This window comes from Blautia massiliensis (ex Durand et al. 2017), from assembly GCF_051861785.1.
Taxonomy (GTDB): Bacteria; Bacillota; Clostridia; order Lachnospirales; family Lachnospiraceae; genus Blautia_A; species Blautia_A luti_A.
This window is the reverse complement of sequence record NZ_CP146725.1, coordinates 1994903-2021558: the sequence shown is the minus strand read 5'-3', so window position 1 is coordinate 2021558 and position 26656 is coordinate 1994903. Positions and strand designations below refer to the sequence as shown.

Here is a 26656-nt window from a genome sequence, read left to right as displayed (position 1 = left end):
GGACGAATTATGGAAGACAGATTATACAAGAAACTGGAAGCGTACGGTAAGAGTGATTTTTATCCGTTTCATATGCCGGGGCATAAGAGGAATCCGCTGGCTGTGGAGGGGGATTTTCCGGTGGAGAGGGATATTACGGAGATTGACGGGTTTGATAACCTGCATCATGCTGAGGATATTTTGAAAAGGGCCCAGGAGGATGTCGCACGGCTTTATGGTGTGCCGGAGAGTTTTTACAGTATTAATGGAAGCTCCGGGGCGATCCTGGCGGCGGTGTCTGCGGCTGTGGATAAGAGGGGACAGATCCTGGTGGCAAGGAACTGCCATAAGGCGGTTTACCATGCGATTTATCTGCGGGAGCTGAGTGCCACGTATATTTATCCACATGAGGATCCGAAATTGGGGATAAACGGAGGGATTTCACCCGGCCGTGTGGAAATGTATCTGGCGGAAAATCCGGAGATCCAGGCGGTGCTGATCACTTCGCCGACTTATGACGGGATCGTGTCGGATGTGGCGAGGATCGCGGAGATCGCGCATCACTATGGTGTGCCGCTGATCGTGGATGAGGCTCACGGGGCGCATTTTCGGTTTTCGGATTATTTTCCGGTGTCTGCGGCGCAGCTTGGTGCGGATGTGGTGATCAACAGTGTGCATAAGACGCTGCCCTGTCTGACCCAGACGGGGGTGATCCATCTGTGCAGTGATCGTGTGAGCCGGGAAAAACTGAAGCGTTTTCTGGGAATCTATCAGAGCAGCAGTCCTTCTTATATTCTTATGAGCAGCATTGATGCGTGCATGGATAAGCTGGAGCGTGAGGGGGATGAGATGTTCCGTGTGTTTACGGAGAATCTGGAAAAAGCACGCAGGCGTCTTTCCGGGTGTAAGTATATCCGGCTGGTAACGCCGCAGGCCTGTGAGTGCCAGAGAGTTTTTGATTTTGACAGATCCAAGATATTGCTTTCTACTGTGAACAGTTCGCTGAACGGCCGGGAGCTGCATCAGATCCTCCGGAGGGAGTTTCATCTGGAAATGGAGATGGAGGCGGAGAATTATGTGCTGGCGCTGGCAGCTGTAGGTGATACGGCGGAGGGTTTTGAGCGGCTTTGTGATGCTATTGAAGAGATCGACCGCCGTGAATCGTTAAAATACAGAGAAGAGGTTGTGGAGAAGGAGCCTTTGAAAAACGGAAAAATGAAGCAGGTCATGAGGATCTCCCAGGCTATGGATGCGGAGAGTGAGCGGTGTCCGCTGGATGAGTGTATCGGACGTACGTCCGGGGAGTTTGCGTATCTTTATCCGCCGGGGATCCCGCTGATCGTTCCGGGGGAACAGATTTCTGGACATTTCGTAAAAAATGTGAGAAGATACCTGGAACAGGGCTTTGAGGTCCAGGGCCTGAGCGACCAGACCAGTGAGACGGTGTGTGTTGTGAGAAATGAGATGTGAGGTGTGTGGCAGCAGACGGATCTGTGTATTACGGATCAGAGCGTGTATAGTAATGCATATGCAGCAGAGGAGACATATGGGAAAGATTTTTTACATTATGGGAAAAAGCTCTTCCGGTAAGGACAGTATTTACAGACAGCTGGAGAAGGATCAGGAGCTGGGGCTTAAGCGTCTTGTGATCTATACTACCCGTCCGATCCGGGATGGAGAGGAGAACGGAAGAGAATATTTTTTTGCAGATGAGAATAAACTGAAGGAGTTCCGAAGAAACGGGAAGCTGATCGAGGCGCGTACTTATCAGACGGTTTACGGGCCGTGGACATATTTTACTGCGGATGACGGGCAGGTGTCTGTGGGTAATGACAACTATCTGGGAATCGGTACACTGGAGTCTTTTGTGAGGCTCCGGGAGTATTACGGCAATGAAGTGATGTGGCCGGTTTATATAGAGGTGGAAGACGGAGAGCGTCTGGAGCGTGCGCTTGCCAGGGAGAAGACCCAGGAGGTGCCGAAGTACGAGGAGATGTGCAGGCGTTTTCTTGCAGACCAGAATGATTTTTCCGAGGAAAATATTCTTAAAGCAGGTATATGGAAGCGTTTTGAGAATCATAATCTGGATGAATGTGTGAAGGAGATCGTAAATTATATAAAATCTGTACAATAAGGAAAAATAGTTTTTTTTATACAGAAGATTATGTTATAATTAGTTGAAAGATGTCCGCCGGGTATAACGGAGGGCACAAAAGGCAGAAAGAGGTGATTCTTATGGCAGGATTTCATGACATCATCGGCCATGACGATATAATCAGGCATTTGAAGAATGCGATAGAGACAGGGAAGGTATCCCACTCTTATATTTTCACAGGGGAACCGGGATCCGGCAAGAAGCTTCTTGCGGGAACTTTTGCGGCAGCGCTGCAGTGTGAATCGGGAGAGTCTGAACCGTGTATGACTTGTGATTCCTGTAAGAAGGTGATCGGCAAGAATCATCCGGATATCATTACAGTAACTCATGAGAAGCCTGGAAGCATCAGCATTGACGAGGTGCGTGACCAGGTTGTGCGTGATGTGGATATCAAGCCGTACTGCAGTCCGTATAAGATCTATATCATTCCGGATGCGGAGATGATGACAGTGCAGGCGCAGAATGCCATTTTGAAAACTATCGAGGAACCGCCGGAATATGCGGTGATCATGCTGCTGACAAGCAATATCGACAGTCTTCTTCCTACGATCCGTTCCAGATGTGTGCGTCTGGATCTGAAGGTGGTGGATGACAGTCTTGTGAAGGAATATCTGATGGAGCATCTTCAGGTGCCGGATTATCAGGCTGAGATCGATGCGTCTTATGCGCAGGGCAGTATCGGCAAGGCGAAGGAGGCTGCGACTTCTCAGGAGTTTGCGGATATGACTGCCAATGCCCTGAAGATTTTGAAATATGCCAATTCCATGGAGGTTTATGAGCTGACAGAGGCGATCAAGACTTTGGCTGCTGATAAGAATAATATCAATGATTATCTGGATATTTTCCAGTTCTGGTTCCGCGATGTTCTGATGTTTAAGGCAACAAGGGAAATTGACAACCTGGTTTTTAAACAGGAGATTAATTTTATCAGAGAGCAGGCCAGCGAGCGTTCTTATGAGAATATCGAAAAAATCCTTGAGGCACTGGAGAAGACGAAGGTGCGTCTCCGTGCCAATGTTAATCTCGAACTTGCCCTGGAGCTCCTGTTCCTGACAATTAGGGAGAAATAGAATGGAAAAGGTAGTTGGAGTCAGATTTCGTAACGTTGGTAAGATTTATTATTTTAATCCTAAGAATTATAAGGTGAAGGTCGGCGATCATGTGATCGTGGAGACTGCCCGTGGTGTGGAGTATGGCCGTGTTGTCCTGGAGCCGCGCAGCGTGAAGGAGGACGAGGTGGTCCATCCGCTGAAGGAGGTTCTCCGTGTTGCAACGAAGGAGGACGAGGACCATGAGGCTGAGAACCGCCAGAAGGAGAAAGAGGCTTTTAAGATCTGCAAGAAGAAGATCCGTGAGCATGGGCTTGATATGAAGCTGATCGATGCGGAGTATACCTTTGATAATAACAAGGTGCTGTTTTATTTTACAGCGGATGGCCGTATTGATTTCCGGCAGCTGGTTAAGGATCTGGCGTCTGTGTTTAAGACCAGGATCGAGCTTCGTCAGATCGGTGTCCGTGATGAGACGAAGATCCTTGGCGGTATTGGTATCTGTGGAAGGACGCTTTGCTGTCATACGTATCTTTCGGAGTTTGCGCCGGTTTCCATCAAGATGGCGAAGGAGCAGAATCTTTCTCTGAACCAGACGAAGATTTCCGGTGTCTGTGGTCGTCTGATGTGCTGTCTGAAGAATGAGCAGGAGACTTATGAGGAGCTGAACCGGAATCTTCCGGGTATCGGTGATATGGTAACGACGCCGCAGGGTGTTTCGGGTACGGTCCAGAGTGTGAATGTTCTCCGGCAGATGGTTAAGATCGTGGTTGAGGTGAATGACGAGAAGGAGATCCAGGAGTTTCCGGTCCGTGATCTGAGGTTCCGTCCTAAGAGAAAAAAGGGTAAGGGTGGTTCTGCTGACCACGAGGAGAAAGAGGTTAAAAAGGGAGATTCGAAGCCGAATGAGAAGTGATCTGGTTTATTGCGGTGAGCGTGTGGATGATCTTCAGAATGGGTTGTTTGTGATTCAGGATCCGAAGAAGTTTTGCTTTGGGATGGATGCGGTTCTGTTGTCTGGTTTTGCCCGGGTGAAGAGGGGTGAGGTTGCGCTGGATATGGGGACCGGTACGGGGATCATTCCGATCTTGCTTTCTGATCGTACGGATGGGGAGCATTTCACGGGGCTGGAGATCCAGCATGAGTGTGCGGAGATGGCTGACCGTAGTGTGAGGTATAATGGTCTTGAGGACAGGGTTCGGATCGTTGAGGGTGATATCAGGGAGGCTGCCGGGATTTTTGGGGCGGCTTCTTTTGATGTGGTGACGTGTAATCCGCCGTATATGATCGGGCAGCATGGGTTGACGAATCCGCATCTTCCGAAGGCGATCGCGAGGCATGAGATTTTGTGTTCGTTTGATGATGTGGCTTGTCAGACTGCCCGGGTCCTGAAGGACCGGGGGCGGTTTTTTCTGGTGCACAGGCCGTTTCGGCTTGTGGAGCTGATGGCGACTTTGACGAAGTATAAGCTGGAGCCTAAGAGGATGCAGCTGGTGTATCCTTTTATTGATAAGGAGCCGAATATGGTGTTGATCGAGGCTTGTAAGGGCGGGAATTCCAGGATCCGGGTTGAGCGGCCGCTGGTGGTTTATGAGCGGCCTGGGGTTTATACGAAGGATGTTTTGGAGTTGTATCGGATGGTGTGAATGTTGTGATGTTGTGGCTTAGGGTGGCTGCCTGGTTGGTTGTTTGGTTGGTTGTGAGAGATTGGGTGGCTGCTCGGGAGGTTTTGGGCCATCGGCGCTGCGCTGGATGGCTGGGAGGTGATGGTGGCTGTGGAACTTCGGTTGGTGAAGGGACGGCGAGGGGAGGCAGGCTGCTGGTGGTGACACGCTGCGCCCCCTGCTCGGCTGAGATTCAAAGCGAGAGATCGCAACGCGTAGCGCGCTGAGTATCGAAGCATACAGACACTTTGCCAGAAGTGAACCACAGAGAAAGTGAAGAAATAAAACAACACCGGCACAGCGTAGCGCATTGAATATCGAAGCATACGGGCACTTTGCCAGAAGTGGACCACAGAGAAAGAGAAGAAATAAAACAACATCGGCACAGCGTAGCGCGCTGAATACCGAAGCATACAGACACAAGTCAACAAATAAGAACAGCAAATCCCTTGCACTACTTAAAAAAAGCCCAAGGGGTGTGCAGAGGGGGCGCGGCTTTGCGGCCCCTTTGCGGTTTTCAAAGTTCCCAAACTTAAACAAACCCCCGCGGTCAAGCGGAATATCCCCCGCGGTCAAGCGGAATATCCCCCGCGGTTAAGCGAGAAAAGAGGCAATATGAAACAAAACGGAAAACTATACTTATGCGCCACCCCCATAGGAAATCTCGAAGACATCACCCTTCGAGTACTAAGAACCCTTCGGGAAGTGGACTTAATCGCTGCGGAGGATACCCGCAACAGCATAAAACTTCTGAATCATTTTGATATAAAAACCCCCATGACCAGCTACCACGAATACAATAAGATCGATAAGGGTCATGTCCTCGTGGAAAAGCTGCTGGCGGGTACAAACATTGCGTTGATCACAGATGCAGGTACTCCGGGTATCTCAGACCCCGGGGAGGAGCTTGCCGCCATGTGTTATGAAGCCGGAATTGAAGTGACTTCACTTCCGGGTCCTGCTGCCTGTATCACTGCTCTGACTTTGTCAGGCCTGCATACCAGGCGTTTTGCTTTCGAGGCTTTTCTTCCGGCGGATAAGAAAGAACGAAAAACGATCCTGGAGGAGCTTTCCTGTGAAACCAGGACTATTATCTTGTATGAGGCACCTCACAGGCTTGTACGGACTCTTGGTGAGCTCAGAGAGGCGCTTGGCAACCGCCGGATGACTCTTTGCAGAGAGCTGACCAAGAAGCATGAGACGGCATTCCGGACTACGATCGATGATCTGATGGATTTTTATAAAGATGAGAAGCCGCTGGGTGAGTGTGTTCTTGTGATCGAGGGCAGGAGCCGCAGTGAGATGGAGGCGGAGAAGCGTGCTTCCTGGGAGGAGATTTCCATTGCGGAGCATGTGGCGATGTATGAGCAGCAGGGGAATTCCAGGAAGGATGCCATGAAGCTTGCTGCCAGGGATCGTGGTGTTTCCAAGCGGGATATTTATAAGGCACTTCTGGATAGAGAAGGTTCTGCTGAATGATCAGGTGTAATTGTGGTACGGATCGTAGGTAACGTGATCGTGGATGATTGAATAAGCTGCATACTGTGACCAGGGATTTTGGGGAACGTATGTGGCTTTTTTTTATTGTGGTAATAAAAAGTACTGTGCGGATTTTGTCGAAATGATTTGCTTGCAGTATAGACCATATTGTGGTAAGCTGATCTTATCAAAAATAAAAAGCAGTTCCGGGATTCTATGGAAATGCTGTAAAAGCATATTTTCTAAAAATAATCTTATTTTTCTATTACATTTCATATATCAGGCAGATTGCCTGTCATCTCAGAAAATTCATGCTTTTTTCCATTTTTCAGCAGGAGTTTTCAGATGAGGCTCCTTGAGATCAAAACAGAGGAGTCGTGTATGATCGTAAATAATAACAGAACAAACAGCTCTAACCTGCGGCAGTGGCATCCTGCATTTTTTGCTGATATTCAGATAGAACTGGAGGCAGAAAGGGAGAATCTGATTTTTGAGAATGAGCATCAGCTTGGGACGAAACCAATGGAGATCGATGCGCTTGTGATCAAAAAGAAATCAGATATCCCCATTAATAAAAACATAGGAAGGATCTTCCGAAAATATAATATCATTGAATATAAGAGTCCGACGGATTATATAAGCATCAATGATTTTTATAAGGTGTGTGGATATGCATTTTTTTATAAAGCGGATACGGTAACTGAGGATGAAATCCCAATTGAGGAGATTACGATCTCTTTGGTAAGCAGGGCATATCCCCGGAAGATGCTCCGTCATTTGAGGGAGTTTTGGAAATGCCGGGTAAAAAAGATGGAAGAAGGAATTTATTACGTAACAGGATCTAAGATCCCAATCCAGGTCATTGTAACAGAGCAGTTGTCGAAGAAGAAAAATCTGTGGCTGAGAAGTCTGACTGATAGAATAAAAGATAAGGAAGATATGAAACGACTTCTCAATGAATACAGAGAAAAGCAGAAAAATCCTTTGTACGAATCAGTTATGCAGATGATCGTAAGGGCTAATGAAGAAAAATTCAGGGAGGCGGATTGTATGTGTGAAGCATTAAATCGGATCATACAGGATCAGATCGAGGAAAAGATAAGAAAAAGTTTACAGGCTGGCTATGATGAAGGGTATGGAATTGGAATGCAGGATGGAATAAAGGATGGAATGCAGCGGGGAATGCAGCGGGGAATGCAGCAGGGAATGCAGCAGGGAATGCAGCGGGGAATGCAGCAGGGAGAACATAGTATTAACAGTTTGATCCTCTGCCTTGCTGAGCTGGGGAGGACGTCTGATATTATAAGATCGGCATCAGATCCGGAATACCAGAAGAAATTGTTAAAGGAATTTGGGCTTTTGCCGGAGTAGCTGAATATTCCATATGTTTTAAGAGCATATTGCGCTACGTTTTTGGATTGCATTTAATAAGATACTTTTTTGCCTGTATTTCCTATGATTTTGCGTGGAAATACAGGCTTTTTTGTGCTATAATAAACTCTGTATTCGTATGTAAAAAATATTTATTTTACAGGTATAAATGACACTTCCGGAGCGGGTTTGAGAATTGCTTTCTGCAAAATGAAAATACAGTATTTCCTGAAATTAACAGATCAGTTTATTTTGCTCAGGATTTGATGTAATGATTTTTGAAGCTGTTATGGTTCTGCAGAAATGAATTTTCAAACACGTCCGGACGACAAGAACAGGAGGAATGACATGGGCGCAGAGAATACAGAATACGGCGCGGATCAGATCCAGATCCTGGAAGGACTGGAAGCCGTACGTAAGAGGCCTGGAATGTATATCGGAAGTACCTCCAGCCGTGGACTTCATCATCTCGTATATGAGATCGTGGATAACGCAGTTGATGAAGCACTGGCTGGTTTTTGTACGGAGATCCATGTAGATATCAATCCGGATAATTCCATTACAGTTACAGATAATGGTCGTGGTATTCCGGTTGGCATCAATCATAAGGCTGGTATTCCGGCAGTTGAGGTTGTATTTACCATTCTTCACGCAGGCGGTAAGTTCGGCGGTGGAGGATATAAGGTTTCCGGTGGTCTTCACGGTGTTGGTGCATCTGTTGTAAATGCACTTTCCGAATGGCTGGAGGTTACCATCTACCGAGAGGGTAAGGAATACAGACAGAGATATGAGCGTGGCAAAACTATGTACCCGCTGAAGGTGGTAGGTGACTGTGATCCGGGGCTTTCAGGAACGAAGGTTTATTTCCTTCCGGACAAGGAGATCTTTGAGGAGACTGTTTATGATTATGATATCCTGAAACAGAGACTTCGTGAGATGGCTTTCCTGACAAAGGGCCTTCGTATCGTTCTGGAGGATAAGAGAGAGGGACAGGAGCGCGAGAAGGTATTCCATTATGAGGGTGGTATCCGTGAGTTTGTAAGCTACCTGAACAGAAGCAAGGAGGCTCTTTACCCGGAGATCATTTACTGTGAGGGTGAGAAGGACGGCGTGGCTGTAGAGGTTGCGCTGCAGCATAATGACTCCTATACAGAGAACACCTATGGCTTTGTAAACAATATCAATACACCGGAGGGCGGTACACACATTACCGGTTTCCGTAATGCGATCACCAATACATTTAATGAGTATGCACGTAAGAACAAGCTTCTCAAGGACAGTGAGCCGAACTTAAGCGGTGATGATATCCGTGAGGGCCTGACTGCGATCGTCAGTGTTAAGATCGAGAATCCGCAGTTTGAGGGTCAGACCAAGCAGAAGCTTGGAAACAGTGAGGCCAGAGGTGCGGTAGACAGTGTTGTAAGTAAACAGCTGGAGATTTTCCTGGAGCAGAATCCTGCAGTTGCCAAGGCTACCGTTGAGAAATCTGTTCTTGCACAGAGAGCCAGAGAGGCAGCCAGAAAGGCACGTGACCTTACGAGAAGGAAATCCGCACTGGACAGCATGTCTCTTCCGGGAAAGCTTGCAGACTGTTCTGACAAGAATCCGGAGAACTGTGAGATCTATATCGTAGAGGGAGATTCCGCGGGCGGTTCTGCCAAGACAGCGAGAAACCGTGCCACACAGGCAATCCTTCCGCTGCGTGGTAAGATCCTGAATGTTGAGAAGGCACGTCTGGATAAGATTTACGGAAACAAAGAGATCAAGGCAATGATCACTGCCTTCGGAACCGGAATCCATGAGGATTTTGATATTTCCAAGCTTCGTTATCACAAGATCATCATTATGACCGATGCCGATGTTGACGGTGCGCATATCGCAACACTGCTTCTGACCTTCCTGTATCGTTTCATGCCGGAGCTGATCAAGCAGGGATATGTATACCTGGCGCAGCCTCCTCTCTATAAAGTGGAGAAGAACAAAAAGGTATGGTATGCATATGACGATGATGAGCTGAACAATATCCTTACCGAGATCGGACGTGACGGAAACAATAAGATCCAGCGTTATAAAGGTCTGGGTGAGATGGATGCCGAGCAGCTCTGGGAGACTACTATGGACCCTGAGAAGAGAATCCTTCTCCGTGTAACCATGGACGAAGCTGCCACATCTGAGATCGATCTGACATTTACCACTCTTATGGGAGACAAGGTAGAGCCAAGACGTGAATTTATCGAAGAAAATGCAAGATTCGTTAAGAATCTTGATATCTAGGAGAATAAAGAAGAATGGAAGATAATATTTTTGACAAAGTCCACGAAGTGGATCTGGAAAAAACGATGAAGGAATCTTACATCGACTATGCCATGAGTGTTATCGCCTCACGAGCTTTGCCTGATGTAAGAGACGGTCTGAAGCCGGTACAGCGCCGAGTTCTGTACTCTATGATCGAGCTGAATAATGGTCCTGACAAGCCACACAGAAAATGTGCGCGTATTGTCGGTGATACCATGGGTAAATATCATCCGCACGGTGACAGCTCCATCTATGGTGCGCTGGTCAATATGGCTCAGGAATGGTCCACAAGATATCCGCTGGTTGACGGACATGGAAACTTTGGTTCCGTGGATGGTGACGGTGCGGCTGCCATGCGATATACAGAGGCACGTCTCAGCAAGATATCCATGGAGATGCTTGCTGACATCAACAAGGATACGGTTGATTTTCAGCCGAACTTTGATGAAACAGAGCGTGAGCCGGTTGTGCTTCCGGCACGTTTTCCGAACCTTTTGGTAAACGGTACTACAGGTATTGCGGTAGGTATGGCAACCAATATTCCGCCGCATAACCTTCGTGAAACTATCAATGCAGTTGTTAAGATCATTGACAACATTGTAGAAGAAGACAGAGAAACAGCTATGGAGGAGCTTCTTGAGATCGTAAAGGGACCGGACTTCCCTACAGGAGCGACCATCCTCGGAACGAGAGGAATCGAGGAAGCTTACCGTACCGGACGTGGCAAGATCCGTGTCCGTGCGGTGACGAATATCGAGACTTTGCCAAACGGTAAATCCCGTATCGTGGTTACCGAGCTCCCGTACCTTGTAAACAAGGCACGTCTGATCGAGAAGATCGCAGAGCTTGTCCGTGACAAAAAGATCGACGGGATCACAGACCTGAACGACCATTCCAGCCGTGAGGGTATGCGAATCTGTATTGATCTTCGTAAGGATGCCAATGCCAACGTGATCCTGAACCTGCTTTACAAGCATACACAGCTGCAGGATACTTTTGGTGTGATCATGCTTTCTCTTGTTCCAAATCATGGAAGTATGGAACCGAAGGTTCTGAACCTGAAAGAGATGCTGGAGTACTATCTGGAGCATCAGGAGAATGTAGTTCGCAGAAGAACACAGTATGATCTTAATAAGGCACAGGAGAGAGCCCATATTTTGGAGGGTCTGCTGAAGGCACTTGATAATATTGACGAAGTGATCCGCATCATCCGTGGTTCCCGCAACGTACAGATCGCCAAGCAGGAGCTGATCGACCGTTTTGAGCTGACAGATGTGCAGGCACAGGCGATCGTGGATATGCGTCTCCGCGCACTGACAGGTCTGGAAAGAGAGAAGCTGGAGGCTGAGTATGCAGAGCTTATGGAGAAGATCCGCAAGTTCCAGGCAATACTTGCTGACCGCAAGCTCCTTCTCCGGGTGATCCGTGAGGAGATCCTTGCCATTGCAGAGAAATACGGCGATGACAGAAAGACTTCCATCGGATACGATGTATATGATATCTCTACAGAGGATCTGATCCCGAGAGAAAATACAGTGATCGCAATGACAAAGCTTGGTTATATCAAGCGTATGACCGTTGACAACTTCCGCAGCCAGAACCGTGGCGGCAGAGGAATCAAGGGGATGCAGACGATTGAGGATGACTATATCGAAGAGCTTCTGATGACGACAACGCACCATTATCTCATGTTCTTTACCAATACAGGACGTGTATACAGACTGAAGGCATATGAGATCCCGGAGGCCGGTCGTACAGCCAGAGGAACTGCGATCATCAATCTTCTGCAGCTTGCACCGGGAGAAAAGATCACAGCTGTGATCCCGCTTCGTAAATATGAAGAGGGTCATTATCTGATGATGGCCACCAAGAAAGGCCTTGTGAAGAAAACTCCGATCAAGGATTACGAGAATGTCCGTAAGACAGGTCTTACAGCAATCGTTCTCCGTGATGATGACGAGCTGATCGAGGTTAAGGCTACTGATAATAACAAAGATATTATTCTTGTGACCAGGGACGGACAGTGTATCCGCTTTAAGGAAACAGATGTCCGCAGCACAGGCCGTGCGTCCATGGGAGTAAGAGGTATGAATCTTACTGACGGTGATGAAGTTGTTGCCATGCAGCTGAACACTCAGGGAGATTATCTGCTTGTAGTTTCCGAGAACGGAATGGGCAAACGTACAGCTATGAGTGAGTTCGTTGTCCAGAACCGTGGCGGTAAGGGTGTGAAGTGCTACAAGATCACCGAGAAGACCGGAAATGTTGTCGGCGCCAAGGCTGTCAACGAAGAGAACGAGATCATGATGATCACTACAGAGGGTATCATTATCCGTCTGCAGTGTGCGGATATCTCTGTTCTTGGAAGGATCACCTCCGGTGTGAAGATGATCAATCTTACAGAGGGTGTAACCGTTGCAAGTATCGCCAAGGTAAGAGATAAAGATCCGGAAGCAGATACAAATGCCGAAAAAGCTGACGGAGAAACCGGCGATAACGAAGAAGGCTCTGCAGAGGAAGCTGTCACAGGCAGTGAAGAGGAATAAGAGCGAGGATAAGTCATGACGACGACAAAGAAAAAACGCAGAAAAAAATCAGTAAAGAAGCTGAAATACTCTAATAAAAAACTGAATTTTGTCCATATTGCGACACTGGCGGGGATCATTTTGATCCTGCTGGTGATCGTTCTGGCGGCCAGGGGCTGCGGAAAGATCAGCCACAGAACTCCGGAGGGGGTTGTGGAAGGCTACATCAAAGCGGCAGCAGCAGGCAAGAATAAAAAGATGCAGAGCTGTTACAGTGCGGATAAGTTATCGGATGAGGCGAAAACAGAGATTTCCTCCACGATAAAATATTTTCAGGCCCATGGAGTAAAGGATGTAAATATCGACAGCTGTGGCTCCATTTCTGAAAACAAAAATTATTCTTATGTTTATATCCGCTATAATCTTGTTCTGGAGAACGAGCAGGAATATCCATGTATCAGTACCTATCTTGTAAAGGTCCAGGACAAAAAGTATTATCTGTATGCGCCTTCTGAGATTTCAGATAAGATCAGCCAGCAGGCTGCCAAGGATTATCAGAAATTTATGACTACGAAAACCTATACAGATTATACAAAGGCTTATGAGGTTTTTCTGAAAAAGAATCCGGGATACGAGGATAAGATCGCAGGGAAACTGAACGGATAAAGCAGAGGCGGGAGGATGTAAGAATGAAGCGGATTTTGCTGATGGTGCTCAGAAATATAGTCTTTGTTCCTTACTGGTGGATCAAGCTTTGCTGGTATGCAGCGCATACAGATGATTATCCGGAAGAGAAGAAATACGCATTCCTGAGACTGATAGATGAGCATGCCATTGAAGGCGGAAATATCCATATTGATGTGCATGGAGCTGAAAATATCCCAAAAGAAAAGGGATTTATGTTTTTTCCGAATCACCAGGGACTGTTTGATGTGCTGGCGATCATCCGGGCATGCCCGGTTCCTTTTTCGGTAGTTGCCAAGAAGGAAGTTGGAGAGATTCCTTTTCTGAAGCAGGTTTTTGCCTGTATGAAGGCCTTTATCATTGACAGGGAAGACCTGAAGCAGTCCATGCAGGTCATTGTCAATGTAATACGGGAAGTGAAAGCTGGTCGTAATTATCTGATCTTTCCGGAGGGAACCAGAAGTAAAAACGGAAATCATCCGGGGCCGTTCAAGGGCGGCAGCTTCAAGACTGCCACCAAGACGAAATGCCCGATCGTTCCGGTTGCACTGATCGATTCCTTTAAGGCTTTTGATACCGGCTCTACAGAGAGGCTCACCGTACAGGTGCATATCCTTCCTCCGATGTATTATGAGGAATACAAAGATATGCATACCACAGAGCTCGCAGAAGAAGTGAAGAGACGGATCGAAAAGGTGATCGAAGAGAATATTATGTAAAAAAGAAAAGACTTTGATGAAGTTGGAACAAAAACATCATCAAGGTCTTTTTTTTGTTGTATGTTTTGTATAAAAACGAAACGTTTTATTTGTGAATTGTTGGGCATATACAGCCAAAAGGTTTGATGATAACATAGAGGCATCCATACAATATAAATAAAAGATGTAAAGAGGACGAACAGATGAAAAAAGAACAATACCTTTCTCTGATCGATGAGGTGATCGCACAGGGACCATACACGGATACCTATGATAAGCACTTTACTTCTGAGGATATCCGTTTTACAAGTAAGAGCAATCATATTTATGCGACTGTTCTGCACTGGCCGGAGGATGGAGAAATCCATATCAAAGCTCTTGGCAATGATATGAAGCTTTTGAAATCCACGATCCGGGATATTGAGATCCTCGGAACAGATCTGCATCCGGCATTTGCGAGAAATAAAGAACTGGATATTTCCTGCGGAGGAGGGGTTATTGAGGCGGGAGATATGCCGGTGGTATTGAAGATCACAGTAAAATAGCAGTTGGGGGAAGCAAGTAAATTATAATGTCTTTTTGAAAGGACAGAAAGGATAAGGTATTTTAATTATGGGAGATGTAAGATTCACAGGAAACTGGAACTCTGTAAATGCACACACAGTTCCAAAATGGTATGAGGACTGTAAATTTGGAATTTTTATCCACTGGGGAATTTATTCCGTGCCGGCATTTGCACCGCATACATGGGAGCTGGGAGAGGTTGATTCCAAGGAATGGTTTGCGGATAATCCGTATGCAGAATGGTATTACAATTCTCTGAACATTGGAAAAGGCCCTACATATAAGCATCATATAGAAAAATACGGAAAAGATTTCAAATACGAAGATTTTATTCCTATGTGGAAAGCTGAAAACTGGGATCCAAAGCAGTGGGCAGAGATCTTCAAAGAAGCAGGTGCGGAGTATGTTGTTCTGACAACCAAGCATCATGACGGATTCTGCCTGTTCCCAAGTAAATATACACATTTCAATTCCGTAGAAATGGGACCGAAGAGAAATATCACCGGTGAGCTGACAGAAGCTGTCCGTGACGCAGGAATCCGCATGGGCCTGTATTATTCCGGACTGATCGACTGGCAGTATGCAAACGATCCTATTTTTGAGGATGATGATCTGTTTGGAACAGCCAGCCCGACATTTGCATATGCAGATTATTCCTATAATCAGATGAAAGAGCTTGTAGATGATTATGCACCGAGTGTGTTCTGGAATGATATCGGATGGCCGACACAGAGTGAAGAGATGATGCCGTATTTCTTAGCACATTATTACAATAAGGTTCCGGAGGGTGTGGTAAATGACCGTTTCAACGGACGTTATTACGATTTCCTTACTAAGGAATATAAATCCGGTTCTGTAAACAGAAATGAAAAATGGGAGATGTGCCGTGGAATGGGCTTATCCTTCGGTTATAATGCCAACGAAGGCGATGACAAGCTGATCTCTGTTCCGAATCTGATCTCACTTCTTGTCGGAACAGTGGCAAATAACGGAAATCTTCTTCTGAATATCGGCCCGAAGGCAGACGGAACTATCCCGGAGGAGCAGGTAAGAAGACTGAAGATCCTGGGTGCATGGCTGAAGGTCAACCATGACGGTATTTACGGAACACGTTGCAGTGACCGTGAATCTGAGCTGCTTGAGAATGGAATCGAGCTCCATTATACACAGAAAGACGGAAATCTGAATGTGTTTGCAGATCATCTGAAGGAAGGCGCAAATGAGTTCCTGATCAAAGGATACCACGGAGCGCTGAGACCATTTGATCCGGCAGTGAAGGTAGAAACTGAAGATACTGCAGAGGGACTTTTTGTGAAAATCCCGGAATATAAAGAAGATATGTATGTGGTTGGATTAACCAACAGATTCTAAATGATGAACATGAGGACCGGATGTATGCCGGTCCTTTTGTTGCTACATGGGAGAAGATCGTGGATATCCGATCGATTCTCAGGGAGGGAGCTTTTATGTTTGGGAAAAAAATCGCAATACTGTTATCAACGGCAATGATCCTGACAGGGTCCTGTGTATCTTCTGTGGCTGTGCATGCACAGACCGGTTATGCGGCTGAATATGCACAGGAAGCATCGGCAGCAGGCGTGCAGAGCACTGCAAAGCTTGTTGCGAAGGGCTCCTGCGGAAGCAAAGCTGTTTACCGGTTGTACTCCAATGGAAACCTGCAGATACAGGGAAAAGGGGAGGTTAAGGTTACCGATGATTTTTCATACAGATCAGCAATGATAAAAACAGTAACCGTTGCATCTGGGATCACGGGAATCGGTGACAGAACCTTTTCAGGCTGCAGAAATATGAAGAGGATTTTGTTGCCGGGAACTCTGCGGAGTATTGGGGTAAGAGCATTTGGAGATACTGCGATCACCAGGATCAAGCTTCCTGATGGACTGAAAAGCATTGGTGCATATGCTTTTTACCAGAGTAAGCTTACGAGCCTGGATGTACCGAAAACTGTGACAAAAATTGATGAATATGCTTTCAGTTACTGTAACAGTCTGGAATCTGTCAGCATTCCGGGAAGTGTGAAAATATTACCGGAATCGTTATTTGAGGCGGATATGAAGCTGAAAAAGGTTACGCTTGGACAGGGCGTTTCCAGGATAGAAAGAGCGGCCTTTCGGCATTGCGGTTTGACAGGAGTAAGTTTTCCGGACAGTGTTACGGTTATTGGTGAAGGTGCGTTTTCTTTTTGTACAGATCTCAGAAAGGTGTCGTTGCCCAAGAAGCTTACAGAGATCGGGAACGGTGCATTTAATAATTGTCGAAAACTGGGGAATATTACAGTACCTGCCAGTGTGAAAAAGATCAGAAGCCATGCTTTTTATGATTGCCTGGCAATGAAAAAGATTACGATCCTCAACAGTAAAACAGTGATAGAAAAAGAAGCAATCGGTTATAATTTCAATAGTGGAAAAAATAAAACTTTTGTCATTGCCGGAAAAAAGAGTTCTACTGCTCAGACTTACGCAAAGAAAAATGGGTTCCGTTTTTTGAACAATACTGCCGCAGTAAGGACCGCAAAGATGACCGGTGTGCCCAAAACAAAAACCATACTTCGTGGAAAAACATACACGATCCAGGCAGTGACCGTGCCGTATTACAGCGACGAGAAGATTCTTTTCCGTTCCTCGGATCGCAGGATCGCTACGGTAAATTCCAAAGGTGTTGTAAAGGGAATCCGAAAAGGGACGGCCGTGATCACCGTGCAGAGCGGAGCGAAAAAACTGAACTGTAAGGTAACGGTGAAATAATTCAAGGGATATTAGCAATCCGCATTTGTTATAGTTATATCTTATATGTTTGAGCACGCAAAACAGACTGGAGCTTGATAAGAATATACATCAGGTTCTCAGTCTGTTTTTATATATTGCAGGCAAAAAAGAACACGTTTTCACAAAATAAGATTGACTTTTTTTAAAACTCTTATTATCATATAAAACATATTTAATTACTATGAAATAAGGAATGATAAAAAGTTCTGTTACACTGATGATGCTGAGTTACACAGATGACGTTGAGCAGCTTACAGGACTGGCAGCGGGCAGACTTTTTTCAGAAGGAGGGGACGGGTACATGTCCATCAAGAAGATTGCAGAAAAGGCAGGGGTTTCACCGGCGACGGTTTCCAGAGTTTTGAACAATCCCAATTATAAATGTTCTGTTTCCGGACTCAGGGACAAGATATGGAAGACAGCTATCGAGATGAATTATGTGCCCAACGAGGCGGCCCGGAATCTGAAAAAAGGCGTTTCCGCAAAGCAGGAGAAAACCTGGTACATCAATATCCTGATGACAAGAACCGATTCTTCCACAACGGATCCGTTTTTTGCGGAGCTCCTTCGGGTGATCGAAAGTGAGATCCATGATAAAAACTGCATTCTTTCCAAAGTATGGTATATGTCTGTGTTTTCCGATGACCGGAAGTGCCGAAGGGAGAATCTGGACCGGCTGATCGACGGAATGTATGATGAGGTGGAAGGGAAAAGGGACGGACTGATCATCATCGGCAGATGTAATAAAGAGGCTTTGAAGAAGCTGAATAAGAAGTATAAAAGTGTGGTATCGGTGAACCGGAATTCTACCAATTATGAAGTGGATGAGGTCCTTTGTGATGGGAAAAAGATCGCAGCAGCGGCAGTGGAATATCTGATCTCCCTGGGGCACAAAAATATCGGTTATATTGGCCAGTGTCACAGCGAGGACCGGTATAACGGGTATCTGGAAACACTGAAGAAGCATGATCTGGATGTGATACCGGAGTATGTTATCGAAACAAAGCAGACTGAGGCCGAGGGCTACGAGGCCATGGAAAAGTTCTTTCAGTCGGACGACATGCCAACCGGAATCTACTGTGCCAATGATATTTCGGCGATCGGAATGCTGAAGTGCCTGAATAAATTTCGGAACCGGTATTATATGCCTTCGATCATATCCAGCGATGATATACAGGAGGCACAGTTTACCAGACCGATGCTGACAACGGTGAGCCTGCCCAAGGAGGATATGGGAAAATTTGCATTATACCTGCTGCTGGACCGGCTGAAGGGCGGGCATTCCGGTATTGTGCGAATGGAACTGGAAGGCAGACTGATGATTCGGAACAGCTGCAGCAGTGTGGAGGACAGTATGTGGAGCGATTATTGTATCTGAGGATTGCGGATGCGCAGATATAGTGACAGACAGGATGCGGTTGCACTATGATCAGAGTATTCTCGTGAAAACGTTTTCAGATATTCCTATTTAATTAATGGGAATAATATGGTTTAATGTATTCAATTCAAATAAAAAAATTACAGAACCACAGTAAACGGAAAGAACAGGTATGATTTGACAGCGAAATGAAGCATTTACATTGTTGGAAAAAAGATTTCCAAATAAAAATGTGGTTGTAAAGGAGTACACAGATCATGAAAAGAAAACGCATCGCAGGTGTCTGTATCACACTGGCAGCAGTGGTACTGGCAGGAACTTTTGCAGTATCGGGAAACAATACAAAGGATAAAAATCATGTGGAGATCATCAATGTGTCCTATGATCCGACCAGAGAATTTTATGAAGCATATAATAAGATTTTTTCAAAATATTGGAAAGAGGAAACAGGTCAGAGTGTGGATGTGATCCAGTCTCATGGCGGTTCCGGAAAGCAGGCTCTTGAGATTTCCAACGGACTTCCTGCAGATGTGGCGACACTTGCTCTGGAATATGATATCGATGCGATCCGGAATGCCGGTCTGATCGACAAGGGCTGGATCGATGAATATCCGGATGACAGTGCTCCTTATACTTCCACCATTGTATTTCTTGTTCGGAAGGGAAATCCGAAGAATATCCACGACTGGGATGATCTGACAAAGGATGGTGTGGGGGTGATTACTCCCAATCCGAAAACCTCCGGTGGTGCCCGCTGGAATTACATGGCAGCCTGGGCTTATGCCAATGAGAAATATAACGGCAACGAGACAGAGATGAAAGCCTTTATCAAGAAGCTTTACAAAAATGTCCTGGTTCTGGATTCCGGAGCAAGAGGTGCCACAACCTCTTTCGTGGAAAACGGGCAGGGTGATGTGCTGATCGCCTGGGAAAATGAAGCGTTTCTTTCTGTAAGGGATAATCCGGATGATTACGAGATCGTAACGCCGGGCATCAGTATCCTGGCACAGCCATCCGTTGCTGTTGTAGATGAAAATGTGAAAAAGCATGATAATGCAGAAGCGGCGAAAGCATATCTGAAATATCTGTATTCCGATGAAGCTCAGGAGCTGATCGCGGAGAATTACTATAGGCCGGTTGATCAGACGATCCTGAAAAAGCATGCAGATACTTTTAACCTGAAGGTGAAGCTGACAACGATCAAAGATTTCGGCGGCTGGGATGCAGTTCAGAAAAAGCATTTCGCAGACGGCGGAGTGTTTGATGAAATATATGAAGAGTAGAAGAGCCAGAGATTTTGTAACAGACCAGAGAGTTGTAGAAGAGTCAGAGATTTGCAACAGATTAGAGATTTGTAACAGATCAGAGATTTGCAGCAGATCGGGAATTTGTAACAGATCAGAGACTTAGAATAGAAAAGAGGGGAGACAGAAATGAAGAAACAACAGAGTAAACGTGTGATACCAGGCTTTGGACTGACAATGGGAGTGACTTTGGCGATGCTGAGTATCGTAGTTCTGATCCCTCTTGCGTCTCTGGCAGTATACTCGGCGCGGCTGGGGCTTCGGGAATTTATTGAGGTGATCACACGGCCGAGGGTTTTGTCCGGATTCTATGTAAGCTTTATCACCGCATTTGCGGCCACAGTGATCAATGCTATTATGGGCCTGGTTCTTGCGTGGGTGCTGGTAAGATATGATTTTCCGGGAAAAAGGATCATGGATGGAATGATCGAGCTGCCTTTCGCACTGCCGACTGCAGTTGCCGGTATCTCTCTGACATCCCTGACATCCGATAAAGGTCTGGTGGGAAGCTTTTTTGCAAATTTCGGTATTAAGATCGCATATACCAGGATCGGTATCACGGTGGCATTGATCTTTGTGGGAATCCCTTTTGTAGTCAGGGCCATTCAGCCGGTTCTGGAGAAGCTGGACGGTTCTTATGAGGAGGCGGCTCGTGTCATGGGTGCAAAGCCATTCACCGTTTTTCGCAGAGTTATTCTTCCTGAGCTTCTGCCGGCAATGCTTTCCGGGGCGGGACTTGCCTTCGGACGTTGCCTGGGAGAATACGGAAGCGTTGTTTTTATCGCAGGAAACAAGCCTTACTATACAGAGATCACGCCACTGATCATCATGTCAAAGCTTCAGGAGTTTGACTATGAAAGCGCAACAGCTATCGCACTGGTTACACTGGCAGTATCATTCCTGATCCTGTTTGGTGTGAATCTGGTGCAGGCAAGAAATACGAAACGTATCAGAGGGAGGGATGCATAATGGATGAAAAAAAGAAGCAGGCTTCCGGGCCGGTGAAATGGATCCTTATCGGGATTTCCGTGATCTTTCTTTTTGTGATGCTGGTACTGCCTCTGGTGGTTGTTGTAACCCAGGCGCTGAGCAAGGGCTGGCAGTGCTACGTGCAGGCGGTGACAGATGAGTACACGCTGAAAGCGCTGAAGCTGACCATTGAGGCGACGGCTGCGGCTGTTGTATGCAACACGATCTTTGGTCTGTGTGCGGCATGGGCAATGACCAGATTTCATTTTCGGGGAAAAAAGCTCCTTACCACTTTGATCGATGTTCCGGTTACGGTATCACCGGTTATCGCAGGTCTTATCTATATCCTGGTTTTTGGAAAGCAGAGTCCTCTTTATTCTGTTCTTGAAAGTGCAGGGATACAGATCGTGTTTGCAGTTCCTGGAATTGTCCTGGCAACGATCTTTGTCACATTTCCATTTGTGTCCAGAGAGATCATACCGGTTCTGGAATCCATAGGGTCCGATGAGGAAGAGGCGGCAGCACTGATGGGAGCAAAAGGCTGGACGATTTTTACCAGGGTGACATTTCCGCATATCAAGTGGGCATTTCTCTATGGTGTTGTGCTGTGTACAGCCAGAGCCATGGGAGAGTTTGGAGCTGTGTCCGTACTGTCCGGACATCTCCGTGGAAAAACAAATACACTTCCGCTTCATGTGGAAATTCTTTATAACGAATTCCAGTATGTTCCGGCATTTGCGGTTTCTTCGATCCTGGTGATTCTGGCGGTGATCCTTCTGATCGCAAGAAATGTTCTGGAGCATAAAGGAAAGGGGGAAAAAGGCGATGTACGTTGAGTTAAAAAATATCAATAAAACATATGGGGATTACAAGGCATCTGATAACGTAAGCTTTGGTATCGAAAAGGGGAAGCTGATTGGTCTTCTGGGACCCAGCGGAAGTGGAAAAACTACGATTCTCCGTATGATCGCCGGTCTGGAGCAGCCGGACAGCGGGGAGATCATCATCGACGGAAGAGTGGTCAATGATGTGCCGGCCAGCGAGCGAGGCATTGGATTTGTGTTCCAGAATTATGCTCTTTTCCGGTATATGACGGTGTATGATAATATTGCATTTGGCCTGAAGGTACAGAAGGCGGACAAGAAGTATATTAAGCAGAGGGTTATGGAACTGGTAGAGCTGATCGGGCTGAAGGGCCTGGAGAAAAGATATCCGAGTCAGCTGTCCGGTGGTCAGAGACAGCGAGTTGCTTTTGCCCGGGCTCTGGCTCCGAATCCGCAGCTTCTCCTTCTGGATGAGCCTTTTGCGGCGATCGATGCAAAGATCCGTACGGAGCTTCGAAGCTGGCTGAAGGACATGATCGAGAAGCTAGGGATCACCAGTATTTTTGTTACCCATGACCAGGATGAGGCTATCGAGGTGGCGGATGAAATTATTATTACCAACCGTGGACGGATCGAGCAGAAGGGAACCCCACTGGAGGTTTACCAGAATCCGGATACTGCGTTTACGGCGGGATTTTTCGGGCAGACTTCTGTGATCGATGATTACCAGGTGTTCAATCACTTCGAGGAAGTTCCGGGAGGCGAAAAAGCCATTGTCCGTCCGGAGTTTGTAAAAGTGACTAAGAAGAATGAGGAACAGAAATATAAAAGCTCCGCAACAGAGGGCGTCGTAGAACGAGTCGCATTCCGCGGCAGCAACCTGGAACTGAAAGTCCGTGTAGGAAACACCACACTCAGCGCCAGAAGAAGCCTTGACGAAGAACCCGTCCGGGAAGGCGAAGTTGTGGATGTGTTTGTGCAGAGGATTTTTGTAACGAAGGGAAATGAGGCAGTACTGCTACATAATACAGCTATGATTGAGGATTGGTTAGTGATATAAAAAAATGGGCGTGTGAAAAAACGAGAGTTTTTTCATGCGTCCTTTTGCTTATGGTTATGATAATAGTTATATTGCATAAAAAAGGGTATAGTTCCCCTTACCCCATAAGAATGCTATTATGAACTCCTATGCGGCAGCTGCAACTTTTTTCTGTTTGTTGTGATATTTATAAAGATTGTGTCCGATAGAAACGAGAAATACTTCAAGCAATACAGATTTTATTCCTCTTCGGACAATTCTTTTGTACCACCGGTCGTTTTTCATGATACCAAAGGTACCTTCTGCCTGAATGGATCTGTTCATCCTTAGAAGCGCTCCCTGGATACTTTCGAGATTTTCTATCACTTCCTGATGCATCGCTGTAAGTTCGCGGTTGATTCGAACAGTACGGTTTTTGTCTGTCTTTTTACATTGTTCTGCGTATGGACAGCCGAAGCAGTCTTCACACTGATACACTTCTTCCTGTCGCCCATACTTGTTCCCTTTTACGTTTTTTCGATACTGAAGATTAAAGTTTTTCCCGTTTGGGCAACGCATGATTCCGTCTTCCCCGATTGGAAAATTTACTGCACGAAATGGATCTTCATGGTATTTCTTGTCAGTAGTCTCTTTCTTGAACATGGGAAACTTCATATATTTTTCCATTCCTTGCTGCTCACAGAAGATGTAATTGTTGTAAGAACCATATCCGGCATCTGCTACTGGGTACTTTGGATAGAAGCCATATGTAGTATAAAACTTGTTCATTAATGGAATAAAACAATCCATATCTGAGCGATACTGATTTACATCAACAACAGCAATATATTCATCTGCAACACCGACCTGTACATTATAAGCTGGAAGCAACTGGTCATTTCCCATGTAGTCTGTCTTGATTCGCATAAAAGTGGCTGAATGATCTGTTTTCGAGTAGCTGTTGCGATCTTCTCCACAGATTTTGATTTTTTCCACGTATTCTTCCAACTTAGCAGCATACTCTTTGAGTTTCTCATAATGACGTTGTTGTGTAGTTTTACGATGTCCCCTGCCATGAACAAACATTGCTTCATTAATCTGCCAGACTTCTGCATACTGTTCAGCAGCTTCCTTCAGATACTCTGGTGCGTACTCACTATTGATACAAAGTTTCATACCTGTACATGAAAGTTCCTCATTGATTTCTTCAAAGAGTGTAGTGATCTTACCAAAGAGACGGTATCTGGATTTTTCGGTTGCTTTTTTCCATACCCAGGAGTATTTATTCGCATTTGCTTCAAACTTGGATCCATCAATGTATAGATGTTGAAGATCCACATGCTCTGTCTCGAAGATTTTTTTGTTTATATCTTGAAATATTTCTTCAATGGAATCAGCAAGTACTTCGTTGATGAAGTAGCCGAAAGTACGGTAAGAAGGTGCTTGATGATCCATAAGATACATGAAACGGAGATTGATTTTACACTGATCCTCCAGTTCACGCAATGATATATAGCCATTCGCCATAAATCCAAACAAAACTGTTTTCAGCATGCTGACCGGGTCATACCTGAGTCTTCCTGTATCATGTTGAGGAATATTTTTCAGATATTTCTCCAGTTCGATTTCTCCCATAAATCTATCAAAAGTCAGCACTGGATCACAGATGTCCAAATAATCTTGAATTAGCATTGGCAAAACTGCCTGTTTTGGGTTAGAATAGATTATGTTATTAATTTTCATTGCAAGTTAATTATAACAGAAAGAAAGACCTTGAGTTCATTATAAACTCTTGGTCTTTCTTTTTTGGGGGACTATTCTTTTTTCACAGCCCCATTTTTTTATGAGCAAGTAGCGTTAGCGGATTGCGAATATCATATGATGTGGCCGAGGGAGCGGCATTTTTTTATGAGCAAGTAGCGTTAGCGGATTGCGAATATCATATGATGTGGCCGAGGGAGCGGCATTTTTTATGCCATTGTAAAAACTGCCGAATTTCACCGAAAGCCCCGATTCGGCGAAAAATATCATAGCAGGAATATTCCCCATAATGTATACTATATTTGTTAGGAAATCCAGATACACCACAAAGCAGAAAGGAAAAAAGCGTATGAAAAGAAATTGGAAAAAAGCTTTATGTGGCATTTTGACAGGTTTTATGCTTGCGACGGCGGCACCAGCTGCGGTTCCGGAGCTGATCAGCGTGGCAGAAGTACAGGCGGCAGTAACTGTAGCAGCGCCGGCCATGTCTTCTATTAAGATCTCCGGCAGGAATAAGATCATTTTCAGTTGGAAACAGGTAAAAGGAACAGCCGGATACCGTGTATACCGCAAGTCCGGAAACAGCGGATGGAAAGCAGTAAAAACCATCACAGGAAGTAAGAATGTTACATTTACCGACACAAAAGTAAGCACCGGAGCACGTTATACTTATACGGTAAAAGCTTACCGGAAATCCGGAAAAAATATGATCTGGAGCGGTTATAATAAAAAAGGCCTGACAGCGATCGCAGGGCTGAATTCTCTTACCCTGAATAAGACCAGTCTGACACTGACACCGAAAAAAACTTATACACTGAAGATCAACGGCACCAGTCTGAAACCGTCATGGAAGAGCAGCAACACAAAGGTTGTCAGTGTAACTTCAGCCGGAAAGGTCACCGCAGTAAAAACAGGAACAGCGAATATCACAGCGATCCTTGGCGGCAGAAAATTCACCTGCAAGGTTACTGTAAAAAATCCTGCATCGGTTAACGCAAAACTGACGCAGAATTATGCCAAACTGAAAAAATATATCAGTCAGAAAGGCAGATATACCGAAGACGGAAGTCAGTTTATAAATGTCAAAGTAAATGAAGAAAGTACTCTGATGATCGGCTATCTGAAGAAAGAAGATAAGATAGATATTGGAATACTGATTTCTGTGCCTTCAGATGGAGTCCTTGCCGGACTGGATATTATCGGAAACTGTGTGAAATCTGATACGGTCAGTGTGAAGTCCGCCCTGTCTTCGGATGGAGTCTTTGTGCTGCTGACTTCTTCCACAAAAGCATCTGCTTATAAAGGTCAGAATCTGACTTTCCTGTATACAAACGGAAAAAAAGCGATGACAGATCTGCAGGATACTTCCAACATTATGATGAAAGCGACAATGATAGCAGCAAATGCTTATCTGAAAAAGAATTTAAACCTGACAATGAATGATCTGGGATTCACTGCTTATAAATTATAAATAAGACAAAAATTTATTATTCTTGACATGAAGCAGAATCGGAATTATACTAAATCGTGTAAATAACAGGGGAGCTTGTGACGGCAGGCTGAGAGGAAGTCTTCAACTTCGACCCTTATACCTGATTTGGATAATGCCAACGTAGGAACGTATAAGATGAATTTACGGGAGATACCTTGGTGTATCTCCTTTTTTATTGGATGCGGATGTTTTATCCGGCTGAATATACGTAAGATCAGGATTTACAGAGAAATATTTTACAATTAAACATGGGAAATTTTGAGAGTGAACAGAGTTCATGAAGGGGTGCACCACCGCGGGTGTATTTCTTTGTGAACTCTTTTTTTACGGATTGCGAATATCCGATTGACCGGAAGAGATTGCGAATTACTTCTGACTTGGCGAAATTTCCGGAAAGGAGCGATTATGATCACAGTAAATGGTGAAAGCAGAACACTGGAAAAGCCGGTGACAGTAACTGAATATCTGGAAGCATGTAACTATGTTCCGGTGCAGGTGGTAGTAGAGCTGAATGAAGAGATCATCAAGAGAGAGACTTACGACACGACCGTGCTGAAAGACGGAGACGTTGTGGAAATCCTGCAGTTTATGGGCGGCGGAAGCTGCTGAGACAGAAAGAATAAGAGTGGATACAGAAAATCCTGTTCAGAAGTCTGAAGAT

At 45.6% G+C, this 26656-nt stretch carries 22 protein-coding genes and 1 riboswitch; of the genes, 21 read left to right on the top strand and 1 reads right to left on the bottom strand.

The genetic code is table 11. The features are described 5' to 3' along the window. Positions 1-9: 9 nt before the first annotated feature. The 19 genes from V9W66_RS09735 (at position 10) to V9W66_RS09645 (ending at position 22784) form a co-directional block, all read left to right on the top strand. Positions 10-1449 (top strand): aminotransferase class I/II-fold pyridoxal phosphate-dependent enzyme, encoded by a 1440-nt coding sequence (locus V9W66_RS09735; protein ID WP_144092198.1) that lies wholly within the window; start codon positions 10-12, stop codon positions 1447-1449. Positions 1450-1525: 76 nt separating this feature from the next. Beyond that, the gene (locus V9W66_RS09730; RefSeq protein ID WP_144092200.1) at positions 1526-2113 is read left to right on the top strand and encodes a guanylate kinase; all 588 of its coding nucleotides are present in this window, start codon (positions 1526-1528) and stop codon (positions 2111-2113) included. A 101-nt stretch (positions 2114-2214) separates the two neighbouring features. Continuing rightward, entirely contained in the window at positions 2215-3204 is a 990-nt protein-coding gene (gene holB / locus V9W66_RS09725) for a DNA polymerase III subunit delta' (protein WP_144092202.1), read from the top strand. A 1-nt stretch (position 3205) separates the two neighbouring features. Next, entirely contained in the window at positions 3206-4099 is an 894-nt protein-coding gene (locus V9W66_RS09720) for a PSP1 domain-containing protein (protein ID WP_021651243.1), read from the top strand. After that, positions 4089-4829 (top strand): tRNA1(Val) (adenine(37)-N6)-methyltransferase, encoded by a 741-nt coding sequence (locus V9W66_RS09715; protein ID WP_144092204.1) that lies wholly within the window; start codon positions 4089-4091, stop codon positions 4827-4829. Before V9W66_RS09720 ends, V9W66_RS09715 begins: the two co-directional genes overlap by 11 nt. A 633-nt stretch (positions 4830-5462) precedes the next feature. Next, the gene (gene rsmI / locus V9W66_RS09710; RefSeq protein ID WP_144092206.1) at positions 5463-6326 is read left to right on the top strand and encodes a 16S rRNA (cytidine(1402)-2'-O)-methyltransferase; all 864 of its coding nucleotides are present in this window, start codon (positions 5463-5465) and stop codon (positions 6324-6326) included. Between the two features lie 381 nt (positions 6327-6707). Further along, the gene (locus V9W66_RS09705; protein ID WP_144092208.1) at positions 6708-7697 is read left to right on the top strand and encodes a 3-isopropylmalate dehydrogenase; all 990 of its coding nucleotides are present in this window, start codon (positions 6708-6710) and stop codon (positions 7695-7697) included. Between the two features lie 348 nt (positions 7698-8045). After that, on the top strand, positions 8046-9971 hold the full coding sequence (gene gyrB, locus V9W66_RS09700) for a DNA topoisomerase (ATP-hydrolyzing) subunit B (RefSeq protein WP_144092210.1): 1926 nt from the start codon (positions 8046-8048) through the stop codon (positions 9969-9971). Between the two features lie 14 nt (positions 9972-9985). After that, positions 9986-12538, top strand: coding sequence for a DNA gyrase subunit A (gyrA, locus tag V9W66_RS09695; protein ID WP_144092212.1), 2553 nt, complete (start codon positions 9986-9988; stop codon positions 12536-12538). Positions 12539-12553: 15 nt separating this feature from the next. Next, positions 12554-13183 carry a hypothetical protein gene (locus V9W66_RS09690; protein WP_021651690.1) on the top strand — a complete coding sequence of 210 codons (630 nt, stop codon included), beginning with the start codon at positions 12554-12556 and terminating at the stop codon, positions 13181-13183. Between the two features lie 23 nt (positions 13184-13206). Next, a complete protein-coding gene (locus V9W66_RS09685) occupies positions 13207-13920 on the top strand; it encodes a lysophospholipid acyltransferase family protein (protein ID WP_144092214.1) in 714 nt (237 codons plus the stop codon). A gap of 182 nt (positions 13921-14102) precedes the next feature. Beyond that, positions 14103-14444, top strand: a complete 342-nt coding sequence (locus V9W66_RS09680; protein ID WP_243121567.1) for an alpha-L-fucosidase C-terminal domain-containing protein — start codon at positions 14103-14105, stop codon at positions 14442-14444. Positions 14445-14511: 67 nt separating this feature from the next. Beyond that, a complete protein-coding gene (locus V9W66_RS09675; protein WP_144092216.1) occupies positions 14512-15834 on the top strand; it encodes an alpha-L-fucosidase in 1323 nt (440 codons plus the stop codon). A gap of 95 nt (positions 15835-15929) precedes the next feature. After that, positions 15930-17228 carry a leucine-rich repeat protein gene (locus tag V9W66_RS09670; protein WP_186289964.1) on the top strand — a complete coding sequence of 433 codons (1299 nt, stop codon included), beginning with the start codon at positions 15930-15932 and terminating at the stop codon, positions 17226-17228. A gap of 214 nt (positions 17229-17442) precedes the next feature. Continuing rightward, positions 17443-18627 (top strand): LacI family DNA-binding transcriptional regulator, encoded by a 1185-nt coding sequence (locus tag V9W66_RS09665; RefSeq protein ID WP_243121568.1) that lies wholly within the window; start codon positions 17443-17445, stop codon positions 18625-18627. Between the two features lie 257 nt (positions 18628-18884). After that, positions 18885-19910 carry a sulfate ABC transporter substrate-binding protein gene (locus V9W66_RS09660; protein ID WP_242872633.1) on the top strand — a complete coding sequence of 342 codons (1026 nt, stop codon included), beginning with the start codon at positions 18885-18887 and terminating at the stop codon, positions 19908-19910. Between the two features lie 150 nt (positions 19911-20060). Then, positions 20061-20900: a sulfate ABC transporter permease subunit CysT gene (gene cysT, locus V9W66_RS09655; RefSeq protein ID WP_144092220.1), complete on the top strand. Its 840-nt coding sequence runs from the start codon at positions 20061-20063 to the stop codon at positions 20898-20900. Next, the gene (gene cysW / locus V9W66_RS09650) at positions 20900-21736 is read left to right on the top strand and encodes a sulfate ABC transporter permease subunit CysW (protein WP_144092222.1); all 837 of its coding nucleotides are present in this window, start codon (positions 20900-20902) and stop codon (positions 21734-21736) included. The genes cysT and cysW overlap by 1 nt, the downstream gene beginning before the upstream one ends. Continuing rightward, positions 21726-22784, top strand: a complete 1059-nt coding sequence (locus V9W66_RS09645; RefSeq protein WP_144092224.1) for an ABC transporter ATP-binding protein — start codon at positions 21726-21728, stop codon at positions 22782-22784. The genes cysW and V9W66_RS09645 overlap by 11 nt, the downstream gene beginning before the upstream one ends. A 126-nt stretch (positions 22785-22910) precedes the next feature. Here the strand turns inward: V9W66_RS09645 and V9W66_RS09640 are convergent, their stop codons facing one another. Continuing rightward, positions 22911-24485, bottom strand: a complete 1575-nt coding sequence (locus tag V9W66_RS09640; protein ID WP_144094053.1) for an IS1182 family transposase — start codon at positions 24483-24485, stop codon at positions 22911-22913. Positions 24486-24852: 367 nt separating this feature from the next. Between V9W66_RS09640 and V9W66_RS09635 the strand changes: the two genes are divergently transcribed. Both V9W66_RS09635 and thiS read left to right on the top strand, forming a co-directional pair. After that, positions 24853-25974: an Ig-like domain-containing protein gene (locus tag V9W66_RS09635; protein WP_186289977.1), complete on the top strand. Its 1122-nt coding sequence runs from the start codon at positions 24853-24855 to the stop codon at positions 25972-25974. 57 nt (positions 25975-26031) lie between these two features. Then, positions 26032-26139: riboswitch (TPP riboswitch) on the top strand. Between the two features lie 261 nt (positions 26140-26400). Then, on the top strand, positions 26401-26604 hold the full coding sequence (gene thiS, locus V9W66_RS09630) for a sulfur carrier protein ThiS (RefSeq protein WP_144092642.1): 204 nt from the start codon (positions 26401-26403) through the stop codon (positions 26602-26604). Positions 26605-26656: the final 52 nt, after the last annotated feature.